Annotated in this window: 21 protein-coding genes; 14 read left to right on the top strand and 7 right to left on the bottom strand. The window is 36.2% G+C overall.

Annotated features, from left to right (window positions below; all coding sequences use genetic code 11):
• Positions 1-155 precede the first annotated feature (155 nt).
• Positions 156-293, bottom strand: coding sequence for a hypothetical protein (locus tag MWU82_RS03575; protein WP_247095256.1), 138 nt, complete (start codon positions 291-293; stop codon positions 156-158).
• A gap of 330 nt (positions 294-623) precedes the next feature.
• Here MWU82_RS03575 and MWU82_RS03570 point away from each other — a divergent pair, with 330 nt between their 5' ends.
• Positions 624-1316, top strand: coding sequence for a LytTR family DNA-binding domain-containing protein (locus MWU82_RS03570; RefSeq protein WP_247095255.1), 693 nt, complete (start codon positions 624-626; stop codon positions 1314-1316).
• A gap of 458 nt (positions 1317-1774) precedes the next feature.
• Here MWU82_RS03570 and MWU82_RS03565 read toward each other — a convergent pair whose 3' ends face one another.
• Complete coding sequence (locus tag MWU82_RS03565; protein ID WP_247095254.1) at positions 1775-2614, bottom strand: M23 family metallopeptidase; 840 nt, start codon at positions 2612-2614, stop codon at positions 1775-1777.
• A 62-nt stretch (positions 2615-2676) separates the two neighbouring features.
• Here MWU82_RS03565 and MWU82_RS03560 point away from each other — a divergent pair, with 62 nt between their 5' ends.
• From MWU82_RS03560 to MWU82_RS03540, 5 genes are all read left to right on the top strand, one after another.
• Entirely contained in the window at positions 2677-3900 is a 1224-nt protein-coding gene (locus MWU82_RS03560; protein ID WP_247095253.1) for a hypothetical protein, read from the top strand.
• A gap of 123 nt (positions 3901-4023) precedes the next feature.
• On the top strand, positions 4024-4866 hold the full coding sequence (locus MWU82_RS03555; protein WP_247095252.1) for a hypothetical protein: 843 nt from the start codon (positions 4024-4026) through the stop codon (positions 4864-4866).
• A 66-nt stretch (positions 4867-4932) separates the two neighbouring features.
• Positions 4933-6489 carry a DUF3991 domain-containing protein gene (locus MWU82_RS03550; protein ID WP_247095251.1) on the top strand — a complete coding sequence of 519 codons (1557 nt, stop codon included), beginning with the start codon at positions 4933-4935 and terminating at the stop codon, positions 6487-6489.
• Positions 6490-6562: 73 nt separating this feature from the next.
• The gene (locus MWU82_RS03545; protein ID WP_247095250.1) at positions 6563-9088 is read left to right on the top strand and encodes a type IV secretory system conjugative DNA transfer family protein; all 2526 of its coding nucleotides are present in this window, start codon (positions 6563-6565) and stop codon (positions 9086-9088) included.
• A gap of 21 nt (positions 9089-9109) precedes the next feature.
• On the top strand, positions 9110-9508 hold the full coding sequence (locus MWU82_RS03540; protein WP_247095249.1) for a hypothetical protein: 399 nt from the start codon (positions 9110-9112) through the stop codon (positions 9506-9508).
• Between the two features lie 147 nt (positions 9509-9655).
• On the opposite strand, the gene MWU82_RS03535 is transcribed toward MWU82_RS03540, so the two are convergent.
• The 5 genes from MWU82_RS03535 to mobC all read right to left on the bottom strand — a co-directional run bounded on the left by MWU82_RS03535 (position 9656) and on the right by mobC (position 18515).
• On the bottom strand, positions 9656-11158 hold the full coding sequence (locus MWU82_RS03535) for a hypothetical protein (RefSeq protein ID WP_247095248.1): 1503 nt from the start codon (positions 11156-11158) through the stop codon (positions 9656-9658).
• A complete protein-coding gene (locus tag MWU82_RS03530; RefSeq protein WP_247095247.1) occupies positions 11130-14306 on the bottom strand; it encodes an N-6 DNA methylase in 3177 nt (1058 codons plus the stop codon). The genes MWU82_RS03535 and MWU82_RS03530 overlap by 29 nt, the downstream gene beginning before the upstream one ends.
• A gap of 265 nt (positions 14307-14571) precedes the next feature.
• Entirely contained in the window at positions 14572-15657 is a 1086-nt protein-coding gene (locus tag MWU82_RS03525; RefSeq protein ID WP_247095246.1) for a Fic/DOC family N-terminal domain-containing protein, read from the bottom strand.
• Positions 15658-15835: 178 nt separating this feature from the next.
• Complete coding sequence (locus MWU82_RS03520) at positions 15836-18130, bottom strand: relaxase/mobilization nuclease domain-containing protein (protein ID WP_247095245.1); 2295 nt, start codon at positions 18128-18130, stop codon at positions 15836-15838.
• Position 18131: 1 nt separating this feature from the next.
• Entirely contained in the window at positions 18132-18515 is a 384-nt protein-coding gene (gene mobC, locus MWU82_RS03515; RefSeq protein ID WP_247095244.1) for a plasmid mobilization relaxosome protein MobC, read from the bottom strand.
• A 1000-nt stretch (positions 18516-19515) separates the two neighbouring features.
• Here mobC and MWU82_RS03510 point away from each other — a divergent pair.
• From MWU82_RS03510 to MWU82_RS03475, 8 genes are read left to right on the top strand one after another with little or no spacing between them, the layout of a single operon-like run.
• Positions 19516-20199 carry a ParA family protein gene (locus tag MWU82_RS03510; protein ID WP_247095243.1) on the top strand — a complete coding sequence of 228 codons (684 nt, stop codon included), beginning with the start codon at positions 19516-19518 and terminating at the stop codon, positions 20197-20199.
• A gap of 11 nt (positions 20200-20210) precedes the next feature.
• Positions 20211-20657, top strand: a complete 447-nt coding sequence (locus tag MWU82_RS03505; RefSeq protein ID WP_247095242.1) for a hypothetical protein — start codon at positions 20211-20213, stop codon at positions 20655-20657.
• Positions 20658-20666: 9 nt separating this feature from the next.
• Positions 20667-21017, top strand: coding sequence for a hypothetical protein (locus MWU82_RS03500; RefSeq protein WP_247095241.1), 351 nt, complete (start codon positions 20667-20669; stop codon positions 21015-21017).
• The gene (locus tag MWU82_RS03495) at positions 20989-21309 is read left to right on the top strand and encodes a TrbC/VirB2 family protein (protein ID WP_157943811.1); all 321 of its coding nucleotides are present in this window, start codon (positions 20989-20991) and stop codon (positions 21307-21309) included. The genes MWU82_RS03500 and MWU82_RS03495 overlap by 29 nt, the downstream gene beginning before the upstream one ends.
• Positions 21310-21321: 12 nt before the next feature.
• Positions 21322-21645, top strand: coding sequence for a DUF4133 domain-containing protein (locus tag MWU82_RS03490; protein WP_247095240.1), 324 nt, complete (start codon positions 21322-21324; stop codon positions 21643-21645).
• The gene (locus MWU82_RS03485; protein WP_247095239.1) at positions 21630-24164 is read left to right on the top strand and encodes a TraG family conjugative transposon ATPase; all 2535 of its coding nucleotides are present in this window, start codon (positions 21630-21632) and stop codon (positions 24162-24164) included. The genes MWU82_RS03490 and MWU82_RS03485 overlap by 16 nt, the downstream gene beginning before the upstream one ends.
• A gap of 13 nt (positions 24165-24177) precedes the next feature.
• Positions 24178-24795: a hypothetical protein gene (locus MWU82_RS03480; RefSeq protein WP_147321425.1), complete on the top strand. Its 618-nt coding sequence runs from the start codon at positions 24178-24180 to the stop codon at positions 24793-24795.
• 7 nt (positions 24796-24802) lie between these two features.
• Positions 24803-25714 (top strand): type IV secretion system protein, encoded by a 912-nt coding sequence (locus tag MWU82_RS03475; RefSeq protein WP_247095238.1) that lies wholly within the window; start codon positions 24803-24805, stop codon positions 25712-25714.
• Positions 25715-25729: the final 15 nt, after the last annotated feature.

Below are 25729 nucleotides of genomic sequence, written 5' to 3'. Positions count from 1 at the left end.
TGTAACAAGAAAGCTTCATAAATGAGGTGCGTCTATCAGAACTTTGTTCTTTTTATTCTTTAGCCGGTGTTTTAGTCATCCATTTTTAACAACCGTTAAATACCTAGTTCGGTGTAATTGCTACTTGATTTATCATAGTTACAAAACGAACGTAATTATCTGGCAATTACCAGTCTATTCAATTTCCTTCCCAGCTCGTCCACTATTACCATTAAGATGGTTACAAATTCAAAGTTGGAATGTGAAAATAGGTTATTTCTGACATCTACGGTATTTGAAAATTGCAGTTCCATTCTACTATTTTTCAAATAGAATAGCAAAATTGTTCAAGATTTTTAAAATCTAATAATAAAAATAGTTAACAGGGAAAAAGCATATTCAAAGAAATCAATATGTTCTTAACAGGTCACCTGTCCAATAAGAGGTTATGGATTGAAATTGAAGAACAGTCACAAATTTAGGTTATGAAGGGCATTAATTAATCATAAATGGACTCGACCAAACTCCTAAACAATCACTACCTGCATCTACGCAACATTTTAGGTGCCGTTCACATCATTTTGACAGGCTGAAATGGCTATTTAAGTAAATTGGCTGTGATTTAAACCCCGAATATACCTATCATGAAATTAAGATGTATAATTGTAGACGATTCCTCTATGCAGCGAATCGCCGTAGCAAGATTAGTGAACAATCATCCAAACCTGGCTATGGTAGCCGAGTTCAGCAATGCCATTGAAGCAAAAAGCGGTATCAAAAATGATGACATCGACCTTATTTTCCTAGATGTAGAAATGCCGATCATCAGTGGTTTCGATCTTTTGGAATCCTTGGACAACCCACCACAGGTAATTTTGATTACCGGTAAAACTGATTATGCCCTGAAAGCCTTTGATTATGATGTAACCGATTACCTGTACAAACCTATATCTTTATCCCGTTTTGATGCCTCTGTAAAAAGAGCTGTGGCCAAATACGAGCAGATTCATAAGTCAAACGAGGAAGAAGAATATATCTTCGTGAAAAGTAACCTAAAAAAACGCAAGGTAGTACTAAACGATATTAAATGGATCGAAGCTCTTGGTGATTATGTTAAATTGGTAACCAATGAAGGTAATATCGTTATTCTTTCTACTATGAAATCTTTTGAAAAACAGTTGCCAGGGGATAAATTCCTAAGGATACACAAATCCTATATCGTGAATTTGGAAAAAATTGAAAAATTTAACAGTAAAATTGTTCAAGTAGCTGGAACACAGGTACCATTGAGCCGACACAAAAAAAACGAATTGGCTGATGCACTTTATAATGTTTAAAGATTATTCAAGGTATTTAGATTCCCAACACGATAGCTTTAAGAAGCTCTCGTGTTCATGTTATAGATATTTATGAAAATACTTATTATAGAGATGAAATCTAATAATTAGGTTAAGCCATAACCAAAATTAGTTATTTTATATTTTTGGATCGAGCTCCTGATTCTGGCAACAGTCAAGATATCCTATTTAAATTATAAACAGTGGTATAACCATGATATTTAAAATCACTTTTGGCATACACCAATCCCTTTGCCACTCCTTTGAAAATTGCTTAGAAGCTATCCAGTCGTTTTTCCCCTATCTACAAAAAAACCAGTTGGGCACTAGGTAATATCTGATTCTAACATCTGTTATTTTATATTCAAAAAATACGATTTTAGGAGTAGACCCCTTAATACTTTTTTTTAGGTGTATAACTATACTTAAATTTAGAATATTGAATCCACCACTTTCTTTTACTCCACTCCATCTTTGATGGTGTTTGATTTAATTAAATGGCTATAAATATTCTTCTTTAGATTGAATGAAAGTTTTGGGTCTATTTGTAGCATGTTCTTCAGTATCTCATAGTGTAGATGGTTTCCAGTGGAGCTTCCAGTACTACCCACCGTACCAATGATTTCATGTTGTTTTACCCTTTGACCTTTTTGGACAAGCACCTTATTTAGATGTCCATATAAAGTTTCAAAACCGAAGCGATGTTTAATGATAATATGTGTACCGTAGCCTTTTTTGGAATATAAGATATCCTTAATGGTACCTGATGCCGATGCATAAACATATTTTCCACTCGCGGTGGCCAAATCGATTCCATAGTGTTCTTTCTTTTTTTCAGAAATTGGATGGATGCGAATGCCATAGTTGCTCGTAACAGAATAGTTGCCTTTCTCTAACGGAACTGCAGATGGAAATTGCTCTAACAACTGAGGTCGGTATTTTAGGTATGTCTCTAAAGAACCAATATAGGAAAAATCAGGAATTTGGTATAAAAATGCAACTATTCGTTCTTCAATTGCCATTAGCAAATCATTACGTTCCCTTTCTACAAGGACCGAATCCTTTAATGTAGATTCTAAATTAATTTGAAGGCGTTCTTCATACAGGTCCATTGTTATTGCGTTGTCCTTAAGTCGTTGTGTTGAAATATCCGCACTGTGCCATATTATATAGAACAGGCACATGAGAATTAGAAAAAGGAAATAAGCTAGCTCTCTCCTACCCCAGGTTTTATCCGTATCCGGTTTGGTGATGTTCAATTTTTTCCTCCAATAAGTTGTGGGTTCGAAAAAAATCATATATTTGTATTTATACACAAAGTTATTATTTAAATACAAATAAGCAAATATTTCTAAACAAGATGAACAACTGGCTTATAGAAGACCACCTAATACACCTTCCAAAACTCTTTGAACATTTGGGGTTCCAACTAGTACAAACCGAAAATAGCCACCATATATTCAAAAAGGGCGGTGAGCACTATGTGATCATAAATACTGAAAAAGGATATTTTTATTATAAGGTGCAACGGCCACAGGAAAAACTATCCGCATCTGACCTGATTACTGAGCATGGATCAAAGGTTGAAGGCATTGGCAAGGAACTGATATGGGATAAGGTAGATAACCTATATAATAAAGTATTGGAAACCATTACCCTTCTAATAGCCAATAACCCGGAATCCACTCTTAAAATAGTACCAAAGGATTTTAATCACTTTCTATATTACAGGTCACCTTTCGAAGATACTTCCAAAGACCTATATCATGGTGTGGAAAGCTCTATTCCCTTTTCGGGGCGTGTTTTCCAAAATCATGAAGGTGGTCCGCTATTTCCTTTGTATAATCTGCAGAACGAGGTCTGCGGATATTTCCTAGATACGGACAAAGAAGTAGTTCCTTACAAAGAGTCAGCTATAAAACACTCTCTTTGGTACTCCAATATTCCAAAGAGAATAGAGGGCCTTTTTCTTTTTAAAGATCCTAAGGAGGCTTTGGCATTCCATAAAAAATTCCAATTAAAAAATGTAGTATACATGGCATTGGGAGCGATAAATTCCCAGACGACCGATATACTTTTCCAGATACAAAGGCTAACGAAAGTGGACAAACTCTTTTTAAGCTTCACGGGAAATAAAAAAATAGAGGGCTATTTGCGAGACCTCCATTTTATATCATATACAAATGATTCCGATTTTAATTTGACCTTGACCGATAGGGATATGCTATTACGCTTCCCCATGGGAAAGGAAAAATCTTTCTCCCGCTTCTACGACCATACCAGACGCTTTAACCAAAACTTGGCCCAAAGCTTTTTGAAGTTCAATAAAATCATCGACCAAAACAGGCTGAACAAATACAGTATTCTGGTTTCCAAGGATAATGAAGACATTAAAGTTCGTTTGCCCATTGAATCCAACGCCATTAAATTATTGGTCTGGTCGTATTACAAAAACTATCTGAACAAGACGATAGATATTCTAAAGCCTAAGTCTGACAATTGGTATACTGAATGGGAAAATACCCAAAACCAAGTTAATGAAGGGAAGGAGGTGCATTTGAAAGAATATAGAATCGCACTATAAAATGGAAAAAGGGCGCTCCCGCCCTCTTTCCTTCAAATTCCGTAACTCACAAATCACTCCTGATTTGAAAGTTATTCAAAAGTAACAAATTCAAATTCCGTAACAATTAAAAATCACTCAAAAATGGAAAATCAAGTAGAAAACACGATTCAAAAAGTATTCGTCAATGTCAATCAGGTTTGGCAAAAGGCCGAAGCAATATCCATAGACGATAAAACCTTCAAAATAAAAGCCGGTAATAATCCATCCTTTGAAATGTTGAAGGACAGCAGAAATGTGGAAGTCCAAAAAAACAAGGACCAACAATTTGCCGAGGCCGATGTAAAAAGTCGTTTGGAAGGCGCTTACATAAGTTTTGAGAAGTTGGAACCCAACATTCAAGAGTCAATTCTAGAAGGTAAGGAGCAGTTGATCGAGACAACGTACATCAACGACGGCAAATTAAAGGAAACTGTCAAGATGGTCCAAATGCTATACAACTCCACTTACGGATCCAGACTGGATGTACAGATCAAACGTAAGGAACAGGTTAAACTTGAAGATGCCAATGCCTTTCAATATCAATTTACCAAGGATGAATACCGTGCCATGGTACAAGAAGGCAAGACCATTCAGTTTACTGGCACTTCCTTGAGCGGCGATACGTTCCAAAAACTGGCCTATTACGAGCCAAAACTGAACGATATCCGTACAAAACCGGCTGTGTCAGCAAATATGTATGTTCTGGGACAAATATTGACCAAGCAACAGGCAGATATTTTGAACAAAGGGGAAGAAGTGAAGATCACCATTCGAAAGACACAAAAAGGACCTTTGACCTATATGGTTCGATGGAGTGCTAAAAACCAACGTTTTCTTTACAAAAATTTGGACAAAACCAATGTTTTGGATAAAGAGGCCAAGGAGAACAAAACCATTGACGGCGAAAAAAAAAAGAAACAGCCTAAAAACGCCATAAGCATGTAACTCATTTATACTAATTCAAGCAAATGGCCGACACGCCAAGCATGTCGGCCATTTTACATCCTTCCTATGCAAAGTCCTAACTACCTAGATGACCCTGAATATTATAAAAGATTGATTTCAAAAATCAATACTGAGGCCAATTTTCCGATGCACCTACATCAAAATGGGTACAAATTGATAAAAAAAAGTGCAGGTTCCATGGAATTTAAGAACGACAATGATCGCATTGTTCTACAAATGGCCAGGGAACCCGTAACCTATTTTAACCGAAATGATTCCCAGGACAAAGGGCTTTTCTTTATGTACTTGATGAAGCGTAACATTAATTTTTATAAAGCCGTTCAGGCCGGTCTCGAAATAGTGAATGGGCTTGGTTATATGGAAAATACCCCTATGAAAGTTCGAAGTTCCAAGGTAGTAAGGAAATCCTTGGAGGAAAATTTTAATATCGTTCCATTGCGAAACTCCAATTATCTAAGGCTACAACGGGGTATTTCCAAGACAACTTTAAACAGCCCTATATTTAAGGGCCGTATTTATAATGCGTATCCCACTGTGGAAAATGGCTATCAGTTCGCCAATATTGCCTTTCCAAAGTACGATTTGAACGACCATCCCCAAAATTATATCCTTTACAACAAATCATTTAGGAGCAGTAGGGAGAATAGAATTAAGAAGTTTCGTCTAGTCTTGAACCAAAAAGATCATTTCCTGTTTTATTCCAACCCCATCAAGCATCCTTCAAAAATTATAGTAGCGGAAAGCGGGATAGACCTCCTCTCCTACCATGAACTACATGGTGGTCCAGATAATTTTTATGTATCCTTTAGTGGCAACGTCTATCAAAAAAAGTTAGAGTTCTTCGGTCAGCTAATCGAACCTTACCTAAAAACAAATACGGTGTCCATGGTATCCATAATGGACAATGATGTCAAAGGTTTCGAGTTTGACATAAAGTTATTTACTAGCCTTATCAACCGCTTTAATCCAAATGTATATTTGGAAAGTTCATATAGCCATGGAAATGTAAGCCTAACTTTTAACAACACTTCAAAAGTCGCGGATCAACTGACCAATCCTATCACCTTGCTGGAGGAAAAATTATCATCCCCACTAGGAGGGGACAAACCTATGCTCTGCTCGGTTAAATGGGTAAGATATAAAGACAAGATTGTATTGAAATTTTCCTTACCAGAAATCATAAATAACGATCAGCTTGAAGAAGGAAAAAATCTGTTCAAATCCTTGATAGAAACCATTACCGATTTTCAGCTACCGTTCCGGGCCACTGTCCATAAATCAAAAGGCAAGGATTGGAACGATGACCTTATGGATTCGAAGAAGGCCAAATATATCAAAATGGAGAATGTAAGCGCTGATTTTATGAACATAGGGGATCAAATTGAATTGAGAACAACAAAAGGCCCTGAGGGCGGCCCTAATCATGGCATCATAAAGGCCATAAACAACCAAAGTGTGGAATGCGATTTTGGATTGAAATTTAGCTATACCATTCCCTTAAATGAAATTAGCGCACATTTAAAGAAAAAAGCCACCCTTGCTTCTGAAAAAAGGAATGACAGAATAGAGAAGAACAATAACTTACAAAACTCGATAGAATGACACTCATGAGCCCCATAATAGAAGAAATAAAGGGCAATCTATACTAAGTAAATTATAACACCTTAATTTCATAATGAACGACAAGAATCTGGCATTCTCGGCCATGCTACTTTCGGTAACCTTTTTTGCTATTATAGGCTTTATTTCCTATTACCCGATCGTGCAATATCTGGAATGTGATTCACAACTTTCACAAATCATACATGATTTCCTTATTCGATTTAAGCCTTTGCAAGAACCCTTACCCGGAAGAACAATGTTATTGATGTTCATTTTAGGTTCGGTAATGCTATATAATCCCAGAAAAAAGGAGGGCAAATCATTTTTGACCGGCCTAACGTATTTTGGAATTGGCTGTGTACTGTTATTTATAACAGGATATTTTAAACCTTCCCAAATCAGTTTGCTCTGGTGCTCTTTGATTTTATATAATATCGGTTTCCTGTTTTCTGTTTCTGGTTCGGTACATATTTTCCAAGTGATGGACTTTGTCAATGATGCCGAGGATGACCCTTTTAACGATCGGAACGAAACGTTCCGGCAGATGGAAGAACGCATAGATACAGAGTATTCCGTAAACATTCCCTATGAATACCAATATCAAGGGCAACTGCGAAAAGGGTGGATAAATTTTGTCAATTTATTCCGGGCCTTGTTGGTCATAGGCACACCAGGTAGTGGAAAATCCTTCGCGCTTATCGAAGAGATTATAGAGCAAATGATAGAAAAGAACTTTACACTATTGATTTATGATTTTAAGTTCGATACGCTTAGTAAGGTTGCCTACAACTATTGGCGAAGAAAAAAGGAGCGCACAAACGATGTCCAAGAAAAATCCAAACTACCCGAGTTTTATACCTTGAGTTTTGACAATATAGAAAAATCGCATCGCTGTAACCCTATCGACCCATATTTAATGCGAAACCAGACCGATGCCGCAGATGCTGCTACAATTATCATGAAAAATCTGAACAAAGATTGGATAAAGCGCAGTGATTTCTTTTCCAAAAGTGCCATTAGTTTTGTTTCGGGGCTGATCTGGTACTTGAAGAAAAAATCCGAGGAGACGGGTGAGAATATCTGCACTTTGCCCCATGTCATAACGTTATCTACCATAAATATCGAATACTTGTTGGAAATTATGATGAGGGAAGTAGAAGTCCGCAGTCTGATGATTCCTTTCAAGGATGCCATGGAGCGGCAAGCGGGTCAGCAGTTGGCCGGTCAGACCGCAAGCGCCCAAATATCACTTTCCATGCTGGCAAGCAAGGAAATCTATTATATTATGACCGGTAACGATTTTCGATTGGACATCAATAATCCTCAAAAACCTAAAATAGTCTGTATTCAAAATAATCCCGACCGTTCCGAAATCTATGCCGCTCCAATAGGCCTCTACATTAATAAGGTTTTGCAAGTGGTAAATAAACCTGGCTGTAGGCCTTTGGGTCTTATCCTGGATGAACTCCCAACCGTTTTCATTATGGGACTTCGCAAGATAATCGATACCGGAAGATCTCATTATGTGGCCACCGTGTTGGGTATACAAAGCATTACACAATTGATTGCCGACTATGGCAGGGAACTGGCAGAGGTCATCTTTGACAACTGCTCCAATGTGTTCAGTGGAGCTGCAAAAGGGGAAACGGCCCGAAGAATCAGTGAGATATTTGGACGTATCCATCAAGGAAAAAAAAGCAAGGCAATTTCCAACAACGACACCACTGTAAATTTCAGTACCATTCTTTCGGAATTGTTGCCAAAAAGCAAGATTACTAGTATGTCTACAGGCCATTTTGGGGGCATTGTCGCAGATACCTTTGAAAACCCTATTGAACAAAAACTGTGTTTTGGGTTGCTAAAACCCAATATGGAATCCAAAAAAATTCAAGGGAAATACGAAATACCAGTGCATAACAAATTTAAAAGTGCAAATCATCAGGAACTAGTGGATTCCAAGATGAAACTGATACACAGCCTTGACTATTTTGATGTTGTACGGAACCTCGATTTTGGTCAAACGAATTATTTGCACTTTTATACGACTTACATTAAGAAGTTTGCACAAGATCAATACGATAATCATATAAAGCAAATGCAATTTGTCCCTTTGGCCCATGAGCTAAAATTGTTCGACCATCTACAAAAGTTGGAGGAATTGACAAAGAATCATTCCGACCCTATAGAAAATGTACAGCACTATATTGCCAAGCTGGTAGATCGCATGTATATAGACCAGGAAATAAATAGGATTTTGGACGATAATTTTCTGAAGGTGATCAAAGATATCAATGAGCTTGTTGAACGGGAATATGTTCATTGTACTGGAAATAAACCAAAGTTGGCTATTTTTGACGAACACAAAATTGGCGATAAAATAGCGGCATCCTTGGAAAAGGACGAGGTCATTGCAAAAGATTTTATGAAGAAATACCGCAGTAAATCCAATAGAGAGTTGGCAGATGCCTTTCGCAGGCAATATGAAACACCTACTTTTGAGAGCGTTTCGGCGGTTACTCAAACAGACATATTTACTGATTCTTTGGAAAGTTTGGAAACCTTATTGTCAAGTTATCCTATAGAAATGTATAAGGAATAATCTATATTTAAAATTAAAAATATGAAAGATATTGAGGAGATGATGAGAGCCTCTACTGAGGATTTCGCATACATCAGCGAACGATTAAGAATGATTCGCGAAGAGCTTATCGAAAAGGATACCGGCAATAAACGTTCCAGCGAGTTTTCCATTAAATCGATAACCGAACGTTTTGATATGGACTATAATACCTTGGTCAATGTAGAACGTGGGGCCATTTCCTTGACCACTATAAAATTGGTTTTATATTATTACTCGCTAGGGTATAATCCAGCGTGGATTCTTACGGAGGATAACGAGTTTATTCCTAAGGGCAATATTGGGGAGAATGTAGTGTACCAGACCGATGTACAAGAGGAATACAAGGAGTTGGAATCTGCTATTGTCACCGCCCTTACGGAGTTTAAGAAGAAGATTTAAATAGAATGATTCTAAAAGTTGGCACAAAGGCCCAATGGTGATTTAAACTACCATTGATTTTTTGAGTTCAGTGTTGCCCAATCTGAATTTATTTAGGGGTTGGGTTTTTCCTTATTACAATTCCGTTTGTTAATTACTGGTCAAGATTTAAGTGGGCACAGATATCTTATGATCTGGAATATAATAAAAAACAAATTTTTTCTCAGAATCATTAATATTTAAATAATAAGAATCATTTTGAAACCTCCAAGCCCTCCCCTGCCAGTTATTTTCGATTATTAATTTTTTATCCTCTTCTGTGAATTGTTCTTGAGAATAATTGTCTGGGCCCAATAGTGAGATTATTTTATTGGTAACCTTAGAAAACTCAATGAATGACATAAATCTTGAATAATTGTTTGATTCATTGTAAAAAATGAAAACAGGATTTTCTTCATTTTTTATTACGAGGTTTAGGTAATTAAAAAATCCAAAGAATTTATATTTCAGCCTATACACAATAACTCTTTTATTCTGTTCTTCAGTATTAAAATCATTTACAACCTCCCCACTATTAAAAAGATCAAGTAATTGTTCTTGAAATAATTTAAAATTATATTCTTTCTTTTTATTTTGATTAATTAAAGTTTCAAACTCAATAAAATTCAAAACCCTTGTTTCAATATTAAATAACTCATACAATATTCTGGCTTTAATTAAAAGCTGTTCATCATTTGAAACTAAATAATCACAGTGAGAAGCATAGAAGGCATGCTGAGCATCGTTTTGAAAACTAGAAAAAACCACTTTCTTATTTCTCTCTTTGTCCAAGCCAAGTAGGTTCAAGCAATTATAAGCGTTAATAAAAAAATTAAACTGCCTTTGCTTTTCTAGATCTTTGTTGTGCTTGAAAGTATCCTCAACAAACTCTAAAAAAGTTTTTTGTATTGGGGTGTCTTTTAATAGATTATTGAAATCCACGCTATTTATATCTAGGTCAAACTTTTGAAGACCCAAATATTGAATAGAAAAACTCCTGAACTCCCTCCAAATAGACGGATCTTCAATTAAATCGTTAAAGGAGTTTAGCATCCCTTGAATTAAATCTTGAAGAGTTCCATTTTCTGGAAGTTTGGGCAATAGTTTTTTGACTGGGTTGTCATCCCCTATGATATCAGTTAAATTTGGAAATCCAAGAGATTCTAGTGGCACATGTAATATTGTTTCAAAATTTTTCTTAGCTAATTTGATTTCAGGAGAATCGCCGTCCCTAATCTTCATTTCCTTAATTAATTCTGGAAAATTTAAAACTTCATTAATTGATGAAAAGTCACAACTATTATATGCTTCCAATGGAGTGGCAATTTGGGAATTAACAAATTCTTCGTCTGGATAAAGGTTAAGAAAATTTGTATCAACTATTTGCTCCATAAAAAGAAGATCTTCAAACTTTTTTTCACTTTTATCTCTTGATAAATCTGATAAATGAGCAAATGAATAGTAGTAGATTAAATCATCTTTTGAGGAAATCAATTTCTTGAATAAAGGATATCTTTCAACTTCCTTTAAATATCTGAAAATGTTGCTATCTAAATATACTCGAGTCATTTTAATAATTATTATTGATCTCCTTTGGGAGAATCTAACTATTCTCAATAATACTAATTTCATCCTCTGTTAACCCATACAACTCATAGACCATCTTATCTATTTCTTTTTCTGTATCGTTTATTTGGGTTTGAAGTTCTTGTGCTTTCTTCTTGTTCTCCTCAAAAATTTGCATCCATTCAAATTCATCTTTTTTGGTTAATTCAGAGACAGGTTTCAGGTTTTCATTCACTCTTATCTTGTTCGTGCTTTTGATGGCTTTGTTGAGTTCTTTGATGAAGTTTCCAAAGTTCAATTCGTGCCAACTTTCGAGCTTTCTGGATGTTTTTTCAAGTTCATATTTTGACTTGAGGTATTTTAAAAACGAGGTAGATGCCTTATGAAACAAGGAGGAAAATTTAATAGCATCGATTGCAATATTTTTCAGCTCAACGCTATTTGAGTATGGAATTTTTAGATTACGCCAGTCATCTGGGTAAATATGAATATTACTTCTTCTATTGGCGTTAAGTTCATATTTAAATAATTTAGAGTTGAAATACGCAAGACATTCTTCGAGGCTGTACTTTTCGGAAATGAATTCTTTTTTGTCCCGGTTATCTTCATATTGCTGAGAAATAGAATTGTTTTCCACATTCTTTAAATCACACCAACGCACAAAGCCTATAGCACTTTCATTAAAAAACCCATGATTATTATCTATAAAAGATCTTGGATTTTGCCCAGGACTCCGCATAGCAACTATTTTACGGGTTGTAAATAGCTCGGAAAATCCTTTTCTACTCCATTTACTTGGTGACCTTTCTGTATTGTACTCTATAAATCGCTCTTCATCCAAAACCCATTTTAAAATATTCTTTCCTTCATAATATAATCGGCAATAAAGCTCATTCTGATTCTCTGAAATTAAATCTCCAACCTTAAATTCACCTTTAAATTTTTTTTCATCACTGTTTCCTACTATTCCTTTAGAAATATAAAAGAGATCAGATATTTCCCTTAGATTCGAATTTGTTAAAAAGGATTCTTTAAAATCATAACGAAAGCTTATTGGGTATTTCGTATATCTAACTGTTGATACCTCCTTATTCGAATTATGAATATGTTTATAGTAATTTATGGAAGTCTGATTTTTTATAAAAGTAACTATAACACTATGCACTCCAACGTTTGGAAATACATTTATATCAGGAAAATAGTCAATTGCAAAAAGAGAATTATTATCAGTAAAAGTGTTTAGCGATGACTTCGAATATTCAGAATGACAATAGGCGTCGGGAATTATTAAAGAAATAAGTCCTTTGGGTTTTGTAATTAAATGAGATAGCTCAATGAAAGGGATATAAAGATCCCACTTTCCAGATAACGTTCTGAACTTTGAGCTGTTCACGAGAAAATCTCTTAATTTCGGTTCATTACCAGGTGCATCTGCACGTACGTAAGGCGGATTCCCAATAACAACATCAAAACCTCCATTTGTAAAAATATCGGGAAACTGAGTTTCCCATTTAAAAGCCTTATTACCAGCAACTTTATTATCATCGATCAGACTATTTCCACATTTAATATTACTACTTAAATCGTTTAGTTTTCGCCTTGGTTGAGCTGTACGAAGCCAAAGAGATAGTTTGGCGATTTCCACACTTTCTTCATTAAGGTCTACTCCGTAGATATTATTTTCAAGAATGGTGTTTTCAATATCTGGAAACTGCAAACCACCACCTAAAATTTTGGTTTTTAGTTCATCAATATAGATATGTTCCTTAATCAAAAAATCAAGAGCTTGGTTTAAAAACGCACCAGAACCACAAGCAGGATCACAAATTGTCAGTTGTAACAACCAATCTCGATATTCATCAAGAATTATGACAAGCCTTTCGATGGTAGTTTTATTACGATTCTTACGACCTTTAAAATATTCTTCTTCGTGGAAGTTTAACTCAATTTTCTTTTCTTCACAAAGTTTACCAACTGTATTTTCTACAATGTATTTGGTAATATACTTTGGTGTATAGAAAACACCATCTTTTTTACGCTTGCTAGTCTGTTTATCAAAATTATCACCCTCTATCTCAGCGTTAACACTTTCAATTTCATTCAGAGAATTTTCAAAAATGTGCCCAAGTATATTGACATCTACCTGACTTTCAAAATCATAATTAGATAATTTGGTTGTGTATTTGTACAAAAGGTGATTGTCGATTTCCAGTGCATCAAGAAGGTTATCCGGTTTAAACAGCCCGCCGTTGTAAGCGTAGATTTCCGCCCGTTTTTCTGTTCCCCTGCGCCCTATGTCCAGAAAATTGAAATACTGCTTAAAAAGATTGTACAAAGGACGTTCATCGCCGAAATCCCAATCATCTTTCCACTTATTTAATATCTGAAGCGTAGAATTAGAGGGTAACAACATTCTATCTTCTGCAAAAAATACAAACAGGAAACGGTCTATAAGTTTTTGGGACTTTTTGAACAAGGTTAATTTTACATTCTTCTCTAGACGTGTAACATCTTCTTGATTTTCTATACCTTCAATTGCCCCTAACCTGATTTTTACACTTTTAGCATTCCTTTTAACTAAATCACGGTATAGTTCACGCTTGAAAATTGAATAATCCTTATAAAAAGATTTAGTGATTTCCTCTTCTTTAACAACAGATGCTTCCTTAATTTTAAGTGAAGTGTTATTAAGAATGCTATCAATATGTAAACATAAATACAGTAGTTTAAATCTGTCCTGTGAAAGTGCGAACAAATCAAACTCTTCAAACTCTATGGCATCGTTGATATAAAAGCGTAGCTTTTCAAAATTGGATGTGATTACATAGACACATCCTTTTTGATTAGCTTTATAATCGAACGCTTGTTTACGGATGCTTTCTAGGTCCTTTGTATTGGTGCCTTTTAATTCAATAACTCCAATAGCACTTCCATTTTTTAGAATTGCACCGTCTGCCTTGCGTGCATTCTTTTCGTTTTTAAACTCTGTGGTCAGGTTTGAGTTAGGGTTAGGAAATAAGGTATAGCCTAAAATATTAACGAATAATTCATTAAGAAATGTCGTTTGATATTGTTCTTCTTTTGCACTTTTGATATTTTCCTGTATCGCGGTGTTCCAGAAGTATTTTTGATACTTTTTATATGCTTTATCGACTGCTGCTTCGTTAAGTAAAGCGAGATGTGATTTAAGTACGGATGTTTGGAATAATGCCATTAACTATCTTGAAGTATTATTAAGCCTCTAAAATAGTAAAACTTAATTAGCATTAACACTTTAAGTACCTATATGCTAATAGTCTTTTTTACAAAATTCTATTTTATTTATGACAATGTGTCCAACCAATATCAGTTTTTCTAAATGTCACCTTTTTGTATTCCCTCTAGATTGCGGTTTTGAGGTGAATCTTCAACAAATGGGCTTTCATAAAATTCTATAAATATCAATTATACGTTTCATTTCCTTAAACGATTTTAGACACCTAGGATGCCTCTAAAACAGCCATTAACCTATGGTTGAGATATAATTTTTCTTTACCTACTTTTTCAGATATTAAAAACCCAGCTTCTTCCAATGCTATTAGATAATTACCAACAGTTTTGGGTGTTCCTAATTTGGCATCGATCAAAAATTGTCTTTTAGTATATGGCAATCTAAATAATATTTCTACAAGCTCTTTAGTATATACTTTTGGCAAGGTTTCTTTAATTTCAGTGGTCATTATTTGCATTAAATCGGTTACGTCCTTTAAACGCTGTAATCCCTTTTTTGCAGTATATTCTACCATATCGAGCATATATAATATCCACGATTCCCATGCATTATTTTCGGTAACCTCACGTAATTTGTTATAATAGTGAGCCTTATTTTTTATAATATACTCACTTAAATAAATAGCAGGTGTATCCAGCAATTTTTCAAGTTTTAAGTAGAGTAACAATAAAATACGCCCTGTTCTCCCATTACCATCATTGAAGGGGTGAATGGCTTCAAATTGATAATGCATTAAAGCCATTTTGATTAATGGATCTATTGCATCTTCACCATTAACAAAGGTTTCGAGGTTTGCCAATTTCTCTCGTATCACATTTTCGCCTGTAGGTGGTGTGTAGATAGTTTCACCTTTGGCATTTTTTAAAGCCGTTCCGGGTGTTGTTCTGATGCCAGCGGTATTCTTTTTAATACTTTGAACAATTTCAATACACAAATTGGTACTAATAAAAGGACGCTTTTCTATATCGCGCAAACCATTCCAAAGGGCTTCTTTATAGCTTATCACCTCTTTCGTTGCAGGGTTATCAAACTTTTTGTCCGCCACTATAGATTTGTACAGATCATCATTGGTAGTTATGATGTTCTCTATTTCGGAACTTGCTTTTGCTTCTTGTAAATGTATAGTATCCAAAAACAGCGTAGGGTTAGGCAAATTGGTGAGCATACCGTTTAGCTGTGCCAATGCCCTACTGGCATCAATGGTCTTTCGCAAGACATTAGTAGTTTCCAATGCCGTCTTTGGTGGTAATAACGGTAAATTATTGTAGGGTGTATTTCTATTAAATGCTGCCATTTTGAAAAAGGGTAATAATTACTTGCGTTTTATTAACGAGGGTAAATATAACAAAAAATTACCTTTGTTTAAACAACAGAGGTAAAACCTACTCCTGTTCAAAACCTAATTAATCTAATCTTGCGCAATTAATTTCCTATATTATGATTTAAATGTTTTCCGGAACAGAATCGACTAATCAATAAAGGTAAATTCCTTTACGTTTGGAATAATCTGTAAACTCGTCCTTAAATCCATTAAATACTTCTTCATCCTTATATGGTCTATTTCCTAAAAACGTACTGAAGACAAAGGCACTCCTACGCCAAATAGTTGTCTGTTGTGCATTTAACTTTCGTTTGGATACTTGAAGTAGCTGTTCCCTCAACCCTTTTTCTAAATGGTATTCGATAACGTCCTTGTCCAAATTTGGACGTAATTTATCGTAGATCATCATAAAAGCAGCTTTACCGTATAATTCTTTTTCTATCAAATAGGAAAGCCATAAGTTTTTGAGTTGTCCCCTACCCTCATCCAATATGTTGGATATTGTTTTGGATTGCTCGTTCAATACTTGATCCAAATTCTTGATCGATTTAAGATATGCCTGGGTTTTTGATGCTAACGGAATACTGACCCCATGTTTGGAATAAATAGAGCTGATGCAAATATCATCCTCAATTTGCTTAAAATGAAATCCCTTGGCGTTGAACAGTTTTATATAATCGATTGCGGATTTTTCGTAATGCAAATGAAGCCGTTCCGTTTTATGGAGATATGCCTTTAAGCTATGTTTTTCATACCACTTTCCATAATCCGATGTCATTGAACCGTATAGTTGGGGCAATAGCATTGGAAGGAAAAAAGCGGTAGCGTTTAAATCGGCAGCCCTAGCTCTTTTTTCTTCCATTAACATTTCCAATACCCTTTCATTTTGATTGATACAACCAAAGGATATGTAGGCTTCATTCTCATTTGGTATATAATAATTGTCCAGGAACATCTTAACCGAATGGACATCAGAGTTGATATAGGATATAGCGCCATTACTATATTTGAGGCCCAAACCTTGTAACAAATGAAATAAGGTACTTTTACTCCCCGAAATATCGAATACATTGGCTTCCAATACCTTTTTTATAATCGAAACCCTGTTTTCCAGTATTTTGAGTTCTTTCTTTGATTCCGTTATACCCAACATATCGCGTATGCTCTCAAATTCCTTTTGTACCGAAATCAACAAGGTACTACAATTATTTTCGGGTATGTAATGGTTTAGAAATGCATATCCTTCCGAACTCGCCAAAAAGGGAAGCACCTCTTTAAAACTTTTGAGCGATACAAATTCCGATAACAGCATATCACGTTTATTGGCATCGAAATAGGCTTTGTAAAAGGCGTTTTTTATAAGTTTTTGTAATTCCAGAACAAACTGGTTGCTATCGACATCTATGCTGGTTTGCCCATTCTCGGAACTGTTTAGCTGTGGATGGTTTGCAAAATTTATCTTCGAACTTATTTCCGAAGTTCTACATATAAATCCTGATTTATCATAGATAATAATGTCACTTAGTTGGCCTTTCCTTCCGTAAAGCAATTCACAATCCAGATTCTGATAGGATTTAAATACATCCGGCAGGTCTTCCATGTGAATGTTCTTGAACAATTTATATGTCGTCACTATTTGCTTTTCCAAACGCTTTTTGACCATAGGTAATAGCTTGGAACTTACGTTCCGCTCAAAAACCTTTTGCAGTTTTGGTCCGCTTAATTGAGGATGTACGGTAGAGCCGTTGATAAATCTTGAGCTGTAGCCATTTTCTACATCGACCCCAAAAGCTACGCCATCCCTGCCATTGTGGTCTACCGTCCTTAAATGGATATGGTGCGGTATCAATATTTCGGACAATTCTTTAAAGCTTCGCACCTTGTACTTCTGTAGAATGTTGTTTGTAATGTCCTGTATATAGAACCTAACCCCGTTAATGTCCTGATTCTTAAATTGGGGGGTCCCATAAATTGGTAGCTCCCTGTCCTGTCGTTTATCAGGAGACGGGGAAAGGCCGAACTGTTTTTCAAGGTATTTTTGGGTGGCTACATTCCTTTTAAAATCATTGGAAAGGTTTATCTGCAGACAATCCTCCTTAATGGTGGTGGAGACGATGTGGACATGCTCGTGCTTGGTATCGTGGTGGCGTACCACCATATAAGGTTGTTCTCCATAGCCCATATGTTCCATGTAAGCTTTGGAAAGTTCAAAAAAGGCCATGTCATCCAAATATTCTCCCCGCGGAAGATTGATAGTTGCATGTACATATCGTCTTTCAGAATCGTGCCGATTGCCGAGATAGTAAAGGACCCTACCGAAAAATGCTGTGTTCGTATCGGTTTCCGAATAGGTGTTCTGGAAGCCGAGTATAGTGCTATCCGCCTTGCCCAATACATAATTCATAATCCCCTGCACATTATTCCGATATAGTATCCTTGCTATCATTTTAATTTTCGTTGTTGATCGTTTCTATAAGTTCTATCATCAGTTCGCTGACCTTTTGCATCTCCCGATCTAGACAAGCATTTGGGCTTCGCATATTCTTGTAGTTGGCCACCTTTACCAGTTGGTTGATGTTGGATCCTATTTTGTTCAATTGGTAATTGAGGTTCGATATTTCATCTGGAACTCGTTTCTCTTTTATCGTTTCCCTGTTTAGGATAAGCTTTCTCAAAAATGGTCCCACCGATCCCCTTTTAGCAAAATCAAGATTATAGGACTGCAGGATAGTCTTTACTTTTTCAAGTTCCTGGCCATTGAACCTAAGTGTTATGGCATGCTCCCGCTTCCTGTCCCCCAAACGTTTTCTCCCGCCTTTGTTGATTGCCATTTTCTCCCTCTATATTATCAGTTTTCACTTCGTCAGAAGTAGGCGTTTTAAGATGCTTAAAACATAACTTGCTATCCGTCTACACGGATAAATATAGCAGAATAAAATTGATTACAACAATCTAATAATCAGTATTTTACACTTCAAATACATATCAAGCCATATGGATATTAATGGGTACAGGCATAAGAATTATATGGTCTTATTTGATGTATTGGAAATGAGGAGAATCATCGAAATACAACTTTTTTTTGTGGGTTGGGCGAAAAAAGGTCAAGCGACTTTTTTTGGCGCTTTTACTTTTGTGCGGTCCCGAGGGTGTCGAGGAAAACAGGAACGGAAAGACTTCTCGAGTGGACCGGCGAAGCGTGTCCGCATGGGGAGGGTTGTAGTGGAAGGGTTGCTCGACTTCCGGAGGGATTTGGAAATATACAGAAACCAGCATTATATTAATTCCCGTCCCTTCAAAAACCTAATTAAAAGGTATTAAACCTCAGGGCTTGCCCTGAATCCCATAATAGGAATCGACCCCAGGGTCAAGGCATTGAACTTAGATCCCGCCGAAAATGGCGGGATTAGTTCAACTTTCAATTTTCATTGCGTCTTACTGACTTCTCAAAATTGAGTTTCACTAATAAACCATATTGAGGTGATGAAAGAAAAACCAAAACTCTATCCAGGCGTAAAAAGTGGTAATAATATCCTCTACATGATTAGTAAAAAGTTCAAAAATCCTCAGCAAAAACCAATGCATAAAACCATATGGAACCTCCCACTGTACCTATCTGTTTTGATATGGTTTTATATGATCCTACATTAAATTATTTATTATAAAAACCTGATTATTAATTAATTATATACATATATTTAAATATAAATATAGGTGCATATTCAAATATGTTTATATGTCAATATATCTCTATTAATATATATTCATATTCCAATATATACTTATAACGGCTCAATAATATATGTATATATCAAAACTAATATCTATTTCATGGAAACAAAAATTATAAGTATCGTGGGTGAAAAAGGTGGTATAGGAAAAACGACCCTAAACCTTATCCTTGCTTCCAATCTTCATTATGCAAAAGGAAAAAAGGTAGTGCTCCTTGATGGTGACAATCCACAGTATTCGATTTATAAAAAAAGACAGCGTGAACTTAGTTTCTTGGATGCTTCGGAAATTAAGGAATTGGAGCCTTACACCATCGAACGGGTCAGCGTTGTATCCATCCAAGACACAATAATGAAATATTACGGTCTAATGGATTATATTATACTGGATCTACCCGGTAGTCTCAACGTAGAAATGGTCAAGGGCCTGTTATATGTGGAACATATTTTCATCCCATTTACCCACGACGAATTGGAAATAGACAGCACCTCCAATTTCTATTTTACCTTAAAGAACAACTTTCTGGACAATGAGGAGCGGGTACTCAAAAGTGTCAACTTATTTTTCAACAAGTATAAATTGGTAAGGAAAAACAAGTTTTCATTGCTCCGTCAACAGTTCGAAGAAGCCGGCATCCCTATAATGCGAAGTGTGGTCAAGGACAGGACTATATACAAGGAACAATACAGGAATACCCTCTACCCTATTCCAGAAAATAAGGAAGAAGGGGATATGGATATTAAAAAATTCCTCGAAGAATTAGAACAGTTATCGAATTTATAAACTAGATTTCAATGGGAAAACAGAAAAAAATCACCACACTTGATCTGCTGGAGCAAATGGCAAATAAAAATCAAGAGACATCAAGCACGCTAGAACAGCTCAAACTAGATCGTATGGGCCTAAAACAACAAACCACTTCCATCAACGTTAAAAAAGAGGATGCTATCAACAAATTGGAGAAAAACAGGAAACCGAAGGAAGATAGTCCTTCTGAAAATAACCATAATATCGGAAGGCAGTTGGATGTATTATTGCAAACCGATAAATTGAAAAATAAAAAAGAAACCTTTTTTATGACCATCAACAGCGATTGTGCAATGAAATACGAAAAACTGGCAATGGGTATCTCCTATAAAATGGGTGTCAAAACCTCAAGGAACGATTTGATTCGAAAGGTTTTGTTGGATTTTACGAATAGAAATTATGAAAAATTAATTACGCTCATTGAGCAAAAATAAAACTGAAATTTGAGCAGTTACTGGTACATATTGTTCGGTCTTGCCCTTGTTTGGTACGGGTATATCATGTGGGTGCTATTATCCAAAAAAAGCACAAAGACAAAAAAACATTCGAAAAAATTAGATTATTTGCGTTTAAATGATAAATTTGTATATAAATCAGATAATGATAAGACCGATTTAAACGCTGTACTCGACCAGATAAACGAAGTAGAAGACACTTCTAAACTTTTGGAAGCTTTTAGAGAGGGTTCATTTGAAGATGATTCAAATTCCATAACTCGCAAAAAGCATGAAAAACTCAAAGTCATCCGCAACAAGGATACGGCCGATGAAATACCGCCGGAATCCGAAAATTGAAACATTTCTTCTATTTTTAATTCTGTTATCCATAACCGTGTGCTCCTATGGTCAATTCGATCAACTGCTTCAGGAAGCACAGGATTTCAAGAACGATTCGAAAAACCTCTCCAGGGAAATTGTCGATATTATTAAGGTTATTGCTGGCGTGGCCATTGCCATAACCGGTTTGACCTATCTCTATATTCGAGATCAGCAGACGGACCTGGCCAATAAATTGGGCAAGATTATTATAGGTATCGCCATTTTTTTTGCTCTGATCGCCATAGGTGAGGAAATAGCTAACATCTAAATTTCCCGTATTATGGAAAACTGCCACATTCCTATAAAGAAAGGGCTGCAAAAAGATGTCTATTACAAAGGTCTTAATGCAAAATACATTTATTACTGTATATACCTTGGTACAGCAGCCATTATAACTGGTCTTATTCTATCCACCTTTATTTCTATGTTGCTTGCCATGCTAATTACTGGTATAGCAATTGTCGTAGTATTCATGATCTTGCTGTTTTACTCCAAGACCTATGGTGCCAATGGCTTTATCAAAAAACTTGCAGATGCTTCCAAACCTGATTCCATCAAAATAGGCAATGACTATAAAAATCTATTGTTATGGGAAAACAGGTAGCTCTTTGGGATGCATTCCCTATATACGGATATGAACGGCAGGCATTAATATCAAAAGAAAGGGGATGTTTAACAATTCCATTACAGCTTATTCTACCCGAAGTGTTCACATTGGACACCAAAGACTATGGTACCCTTCAAGAACTTTTCTTGAACATCATAAATATTTTAGGCCCAAATAGACTCTTGCATAGGCAAGATTTCTTCCTCCAGGAAAACTATACGCCCATATCAGAAAGACTGCAGGGCGATATGATGGAAAGGGCAAACGAAAAACATTTTCAAGGTCGCCCCTATTTAGTTGGAACGCACTATTTATATATCAGTGTTGTTCCAGAAAACTATATCAAATACAGTTGCAAACGGGCGAACTCCTTTTTAGAGAAAAACCGGGATTTCTATTTGACCCAAACCGTTCCCGATGAATTCATCAATAGTAGTTTGCTAGCAGATTTTGAAGCTCAGGTACAGAACGTGAACAATCTGATCAATTCCTCCGGACTCATAGCATCGCATATTCTTGAATACAACGACTTATTTTCCCAAAATGGACTTTACGCCAAATATTTTGGCCTTAAGGAAAATAACACAAATCTGGTGGATGTAGATTTTGACAACAACACCATACATGTGGGAAATAAACAAGGACAGTTTTTTACCCTTGAAAACTTGGACCAGTTTAATAAGGACCATATCGGTACCTACGAATTTTATGGAAAGTTCACTACCCGACAAAACCGGTTTCCTATAGGTAATCTTTTTTCTTTAGGTTTCAAAGTTCCCCATGAGCACATTATTAACCAATATATCTATATTCCAAATCAAGAAAAAGTCCTCACAAGCTTAAGAAAAAAAGCCAAAAGCTTTCTACGGTTCGGTAATGGCAAAAAAGATGACAGCAATGCCATCTATGCGGACCAGATTTATGATTATACCAAAGAAATTTTGGAAAATCATAAGGAATCTGTTTTTTACCATCTCAATGTTTTTGGTTTTGATGAAGTAGGGAATCAGCCCAAGCAAATGGAAAACTCCATTACAGGCGCTTTCAAAAAACTAAGGATAAATGCCAAACACAACACCATAGACCGTAAGAACCTTTTCTTTGCAGGTGTAGCCGGAAACGCAATCGGGATATCTTCCGATATGTACATGCCCATGCCCAGTGATATGGCCACTGCCCTACTCTATTTTGAAGGTGGTTATAAAGATGCAACCAGGGCTGTTGATGGATTGCGGTTGGTTGACCGAATATCTGGTCAACCCCTTTCAGTATCTGTGTACAGGGAACCGGAAAAAAAAGATTGGATCTTCAATCGGGGCATGTTGATTGCCTCGGGATCAGGTGGTGGCAAGTCTTATTTAGCCAATCATTATTTTGCTTCCGAACTAAGACAGGGCGCGGAGGCCATAATTATGGAAGATGGCAACTCATACGATAGACTTACTGAAGTATTTGGCGGTGTAACGTTGCAGCACGATGATGAAAAGCCGTTTACATTCAACCCCTTTTTATTGGACAAATATGATTCTCTTGAAAGTGACGTCAAGGGCAAAACTTTAGCTCAAGGAAAGCTAGTCTACCTTGTAACCCTTCTAAAATTGATTACTGGTCAGGATGGGAATATAGGCGGATCAGAAATAACAAATACCGTTTTGGAATTTTTGATTACCGACTATTACGAATGGATGTGGAAAAATGGAGACAAAAATTATAAGTTCGATACCTTTTTTGAATACTGGAAAATCCACATTGCAATCTATATTAAAACTAAAAAAGTCCCAAAGGAAAAGTTCGATCCTGATGTGTTCATGTTCCTTTTGGAAAAATACTATGCCAATGGCACTAGGGGAAGCTTACTGAACAAATTGGACGATCGGATTTCCAGCCTAAGTGATGAAAAGATTGTTTATTTCAAATTGGGCAAATTGATTGATAACGAACTGCTATTTCCTATTACCGCCTTGATGATTATGCAAATATTCAACAAGAAGATGCACGACCCTACAAAATTATCCATTAATAAAATACTGGCCGTCGACGAAGCCTGGAAGGCTCTAGTAAGACCGGAACTTGTACACTACTTTAACAACCAGTCCAGAATGGCCAGAAAGTTGGGCGGCCAGCCAATCTTCATTTCCCAAAAAGTTGATGATTTTATATCCTCGGAAATCATCAAAAATGCTATTGTGGTCAATTCGCATATAAAAGTGTTTTTGGATATGCGCGACTTTGCCCGATCCTTTGATAAAATACAGTCCTTAATGGGATTGGGTGAAAAACAGAAACAACTCATTCTTACTCTCAACAAAGACCTACCAAAAGACAGGAAATTCCGTGAGGTTGCATTTTGTTGGATGGACAAGGTAAAGGTGTATGGCGTGGAAACGTCTTTGGAAGAAAAGTGTATTTATGAAACCAACCCCAACGAAAGTGCCAAGATCAAACAACTATACACTAAAAATCATAAAAATTGGGAGTTGACGGCTAAGGCATATGCCTTTGACAATACTCCATAAAACCAAAAAAAAAATGAAACTAACTCCAGTAATTCTGAGCCTATTGCTGCACCTGGCGCTTTTTTCCCAGATTCCAGTAACAGATGTTGCCACCAACACTAGCATCGGGATGGTCAACAGCCAACTAATGAATATCAACATAGAGCTAAAAGCTGTAAACAAAAACTTGTCTCAGTTGATTAATCTAATGGAGAAAAACAATAATGAAACCTCTAAATCCAGAGAAATTCTGAAGGAAGAGCTAGAAGCTAAGAAACAGGCACCCAAATATGTGACCGGATCGACTGATGTGAGCTTGGCCATAGAACTAAAAACTAAGATTCTCGAAGCATATAGAACTTCCAAACAGACAGTCCAAGAATTGGAATATTTGGAGCGAAAGGAAATCGATGAATTTATTGGTTATGCCACCAATGCTCTTTTGGAGACTAAAAATCTATTTCAACAATGCAATGAAATTATAAATACCAAAGCCATCATTTTGCCCGAGGAACGGCTAAAGAAGGTCGAAGCCATTAACCTCAAACTGGAAACCATTTTGGACAACCTAATTGTTTACAATCATAAACTATCACAAATCAATTCCCTCCGAGAATCTCGCCGCACACTGATCAATATGAATAAAAACTAATCATGGTATGAACATCACTGACAAAGGAATACGGGAATCGGTCAATGAACTTTTTGATCAATATATTTTGGATGCCTACGAAATTGTAGACCCGATGATAGAAATCGGTCAGGTTTTCGCATGTATTGGTATCTCGGTTTTTGCCATTCTAGTGTTTCTCAATAAGGATAAGCGAGCTGATATTTTCGAACATCTCAAATGGATGCCATTGGCCTTTGTCCTTTTTAATTATCGGGCCCTGACAAGGACCATTCTTGAATTCTACCAAGGAATTGGAATGTCCCTAAAGGCTAATGATATTTCATGGGACGTCCTCCATATTAAAATTTTGGTGGCCCAGACAACAGCTATGGTAGATTTTGGTGTTTCCTGGGTACTTCTACAAGGAGATCCGGAGGCTATACAAGTACTTGTTCTCGGGGCTTTCACTTCCGGTGTTACTGCCATTGCATCCGTTATTTCCGCCGTTGTTTTCGTGGGAATAAAAGCAATGTCCGTAGTCTATTTGTTCGTGTTGATAATATTTGGGCCATTAAATATAGGGTTATCCTTCATCCCTGTATTTTCAGGCATGTGGAAGGCATGGCTACAAAAATTCATGAGTGTCTGCCTATGGATACCCATGCTTCACCTTATCGATAACTTCATGTTGCACGTGTTGGATAAGCTCATAGACTCACTACTATCAGAAAGAGATGCGAACTTAGGTTTAGTGCTCACCTGTGGTTTATTGATGTTGATGAACGTTTTTGTTTATCTAAAGGCCCCAATATTATCCAACTTCATCGTCCAGGGAATGAGCGTTAGTGCCGGCCATTTGAAGGATCAGGCAAAACACTATGTGAAAAAAGTAGCACAAACGACAGTTGATGCAAACACGGGAGGAGCTACAAAGGGAGTAAGAACCTTAATACAATAAGCGGTTTAACGATAA

The organism is Arenibacter sp. S6351L (assembly GCF_023016025.1).
Lineage (GTDB): Bacteria > Bacteroidota > Bacteroidia > Flavobacteriales > Flavobacteriaceae > Arenibacter > Arenibacter algicola_B.
Note: the sequence above shows the minus strand (reverse complement) of the source record. Positions and strands in the feature narration are given on the sequence as shown.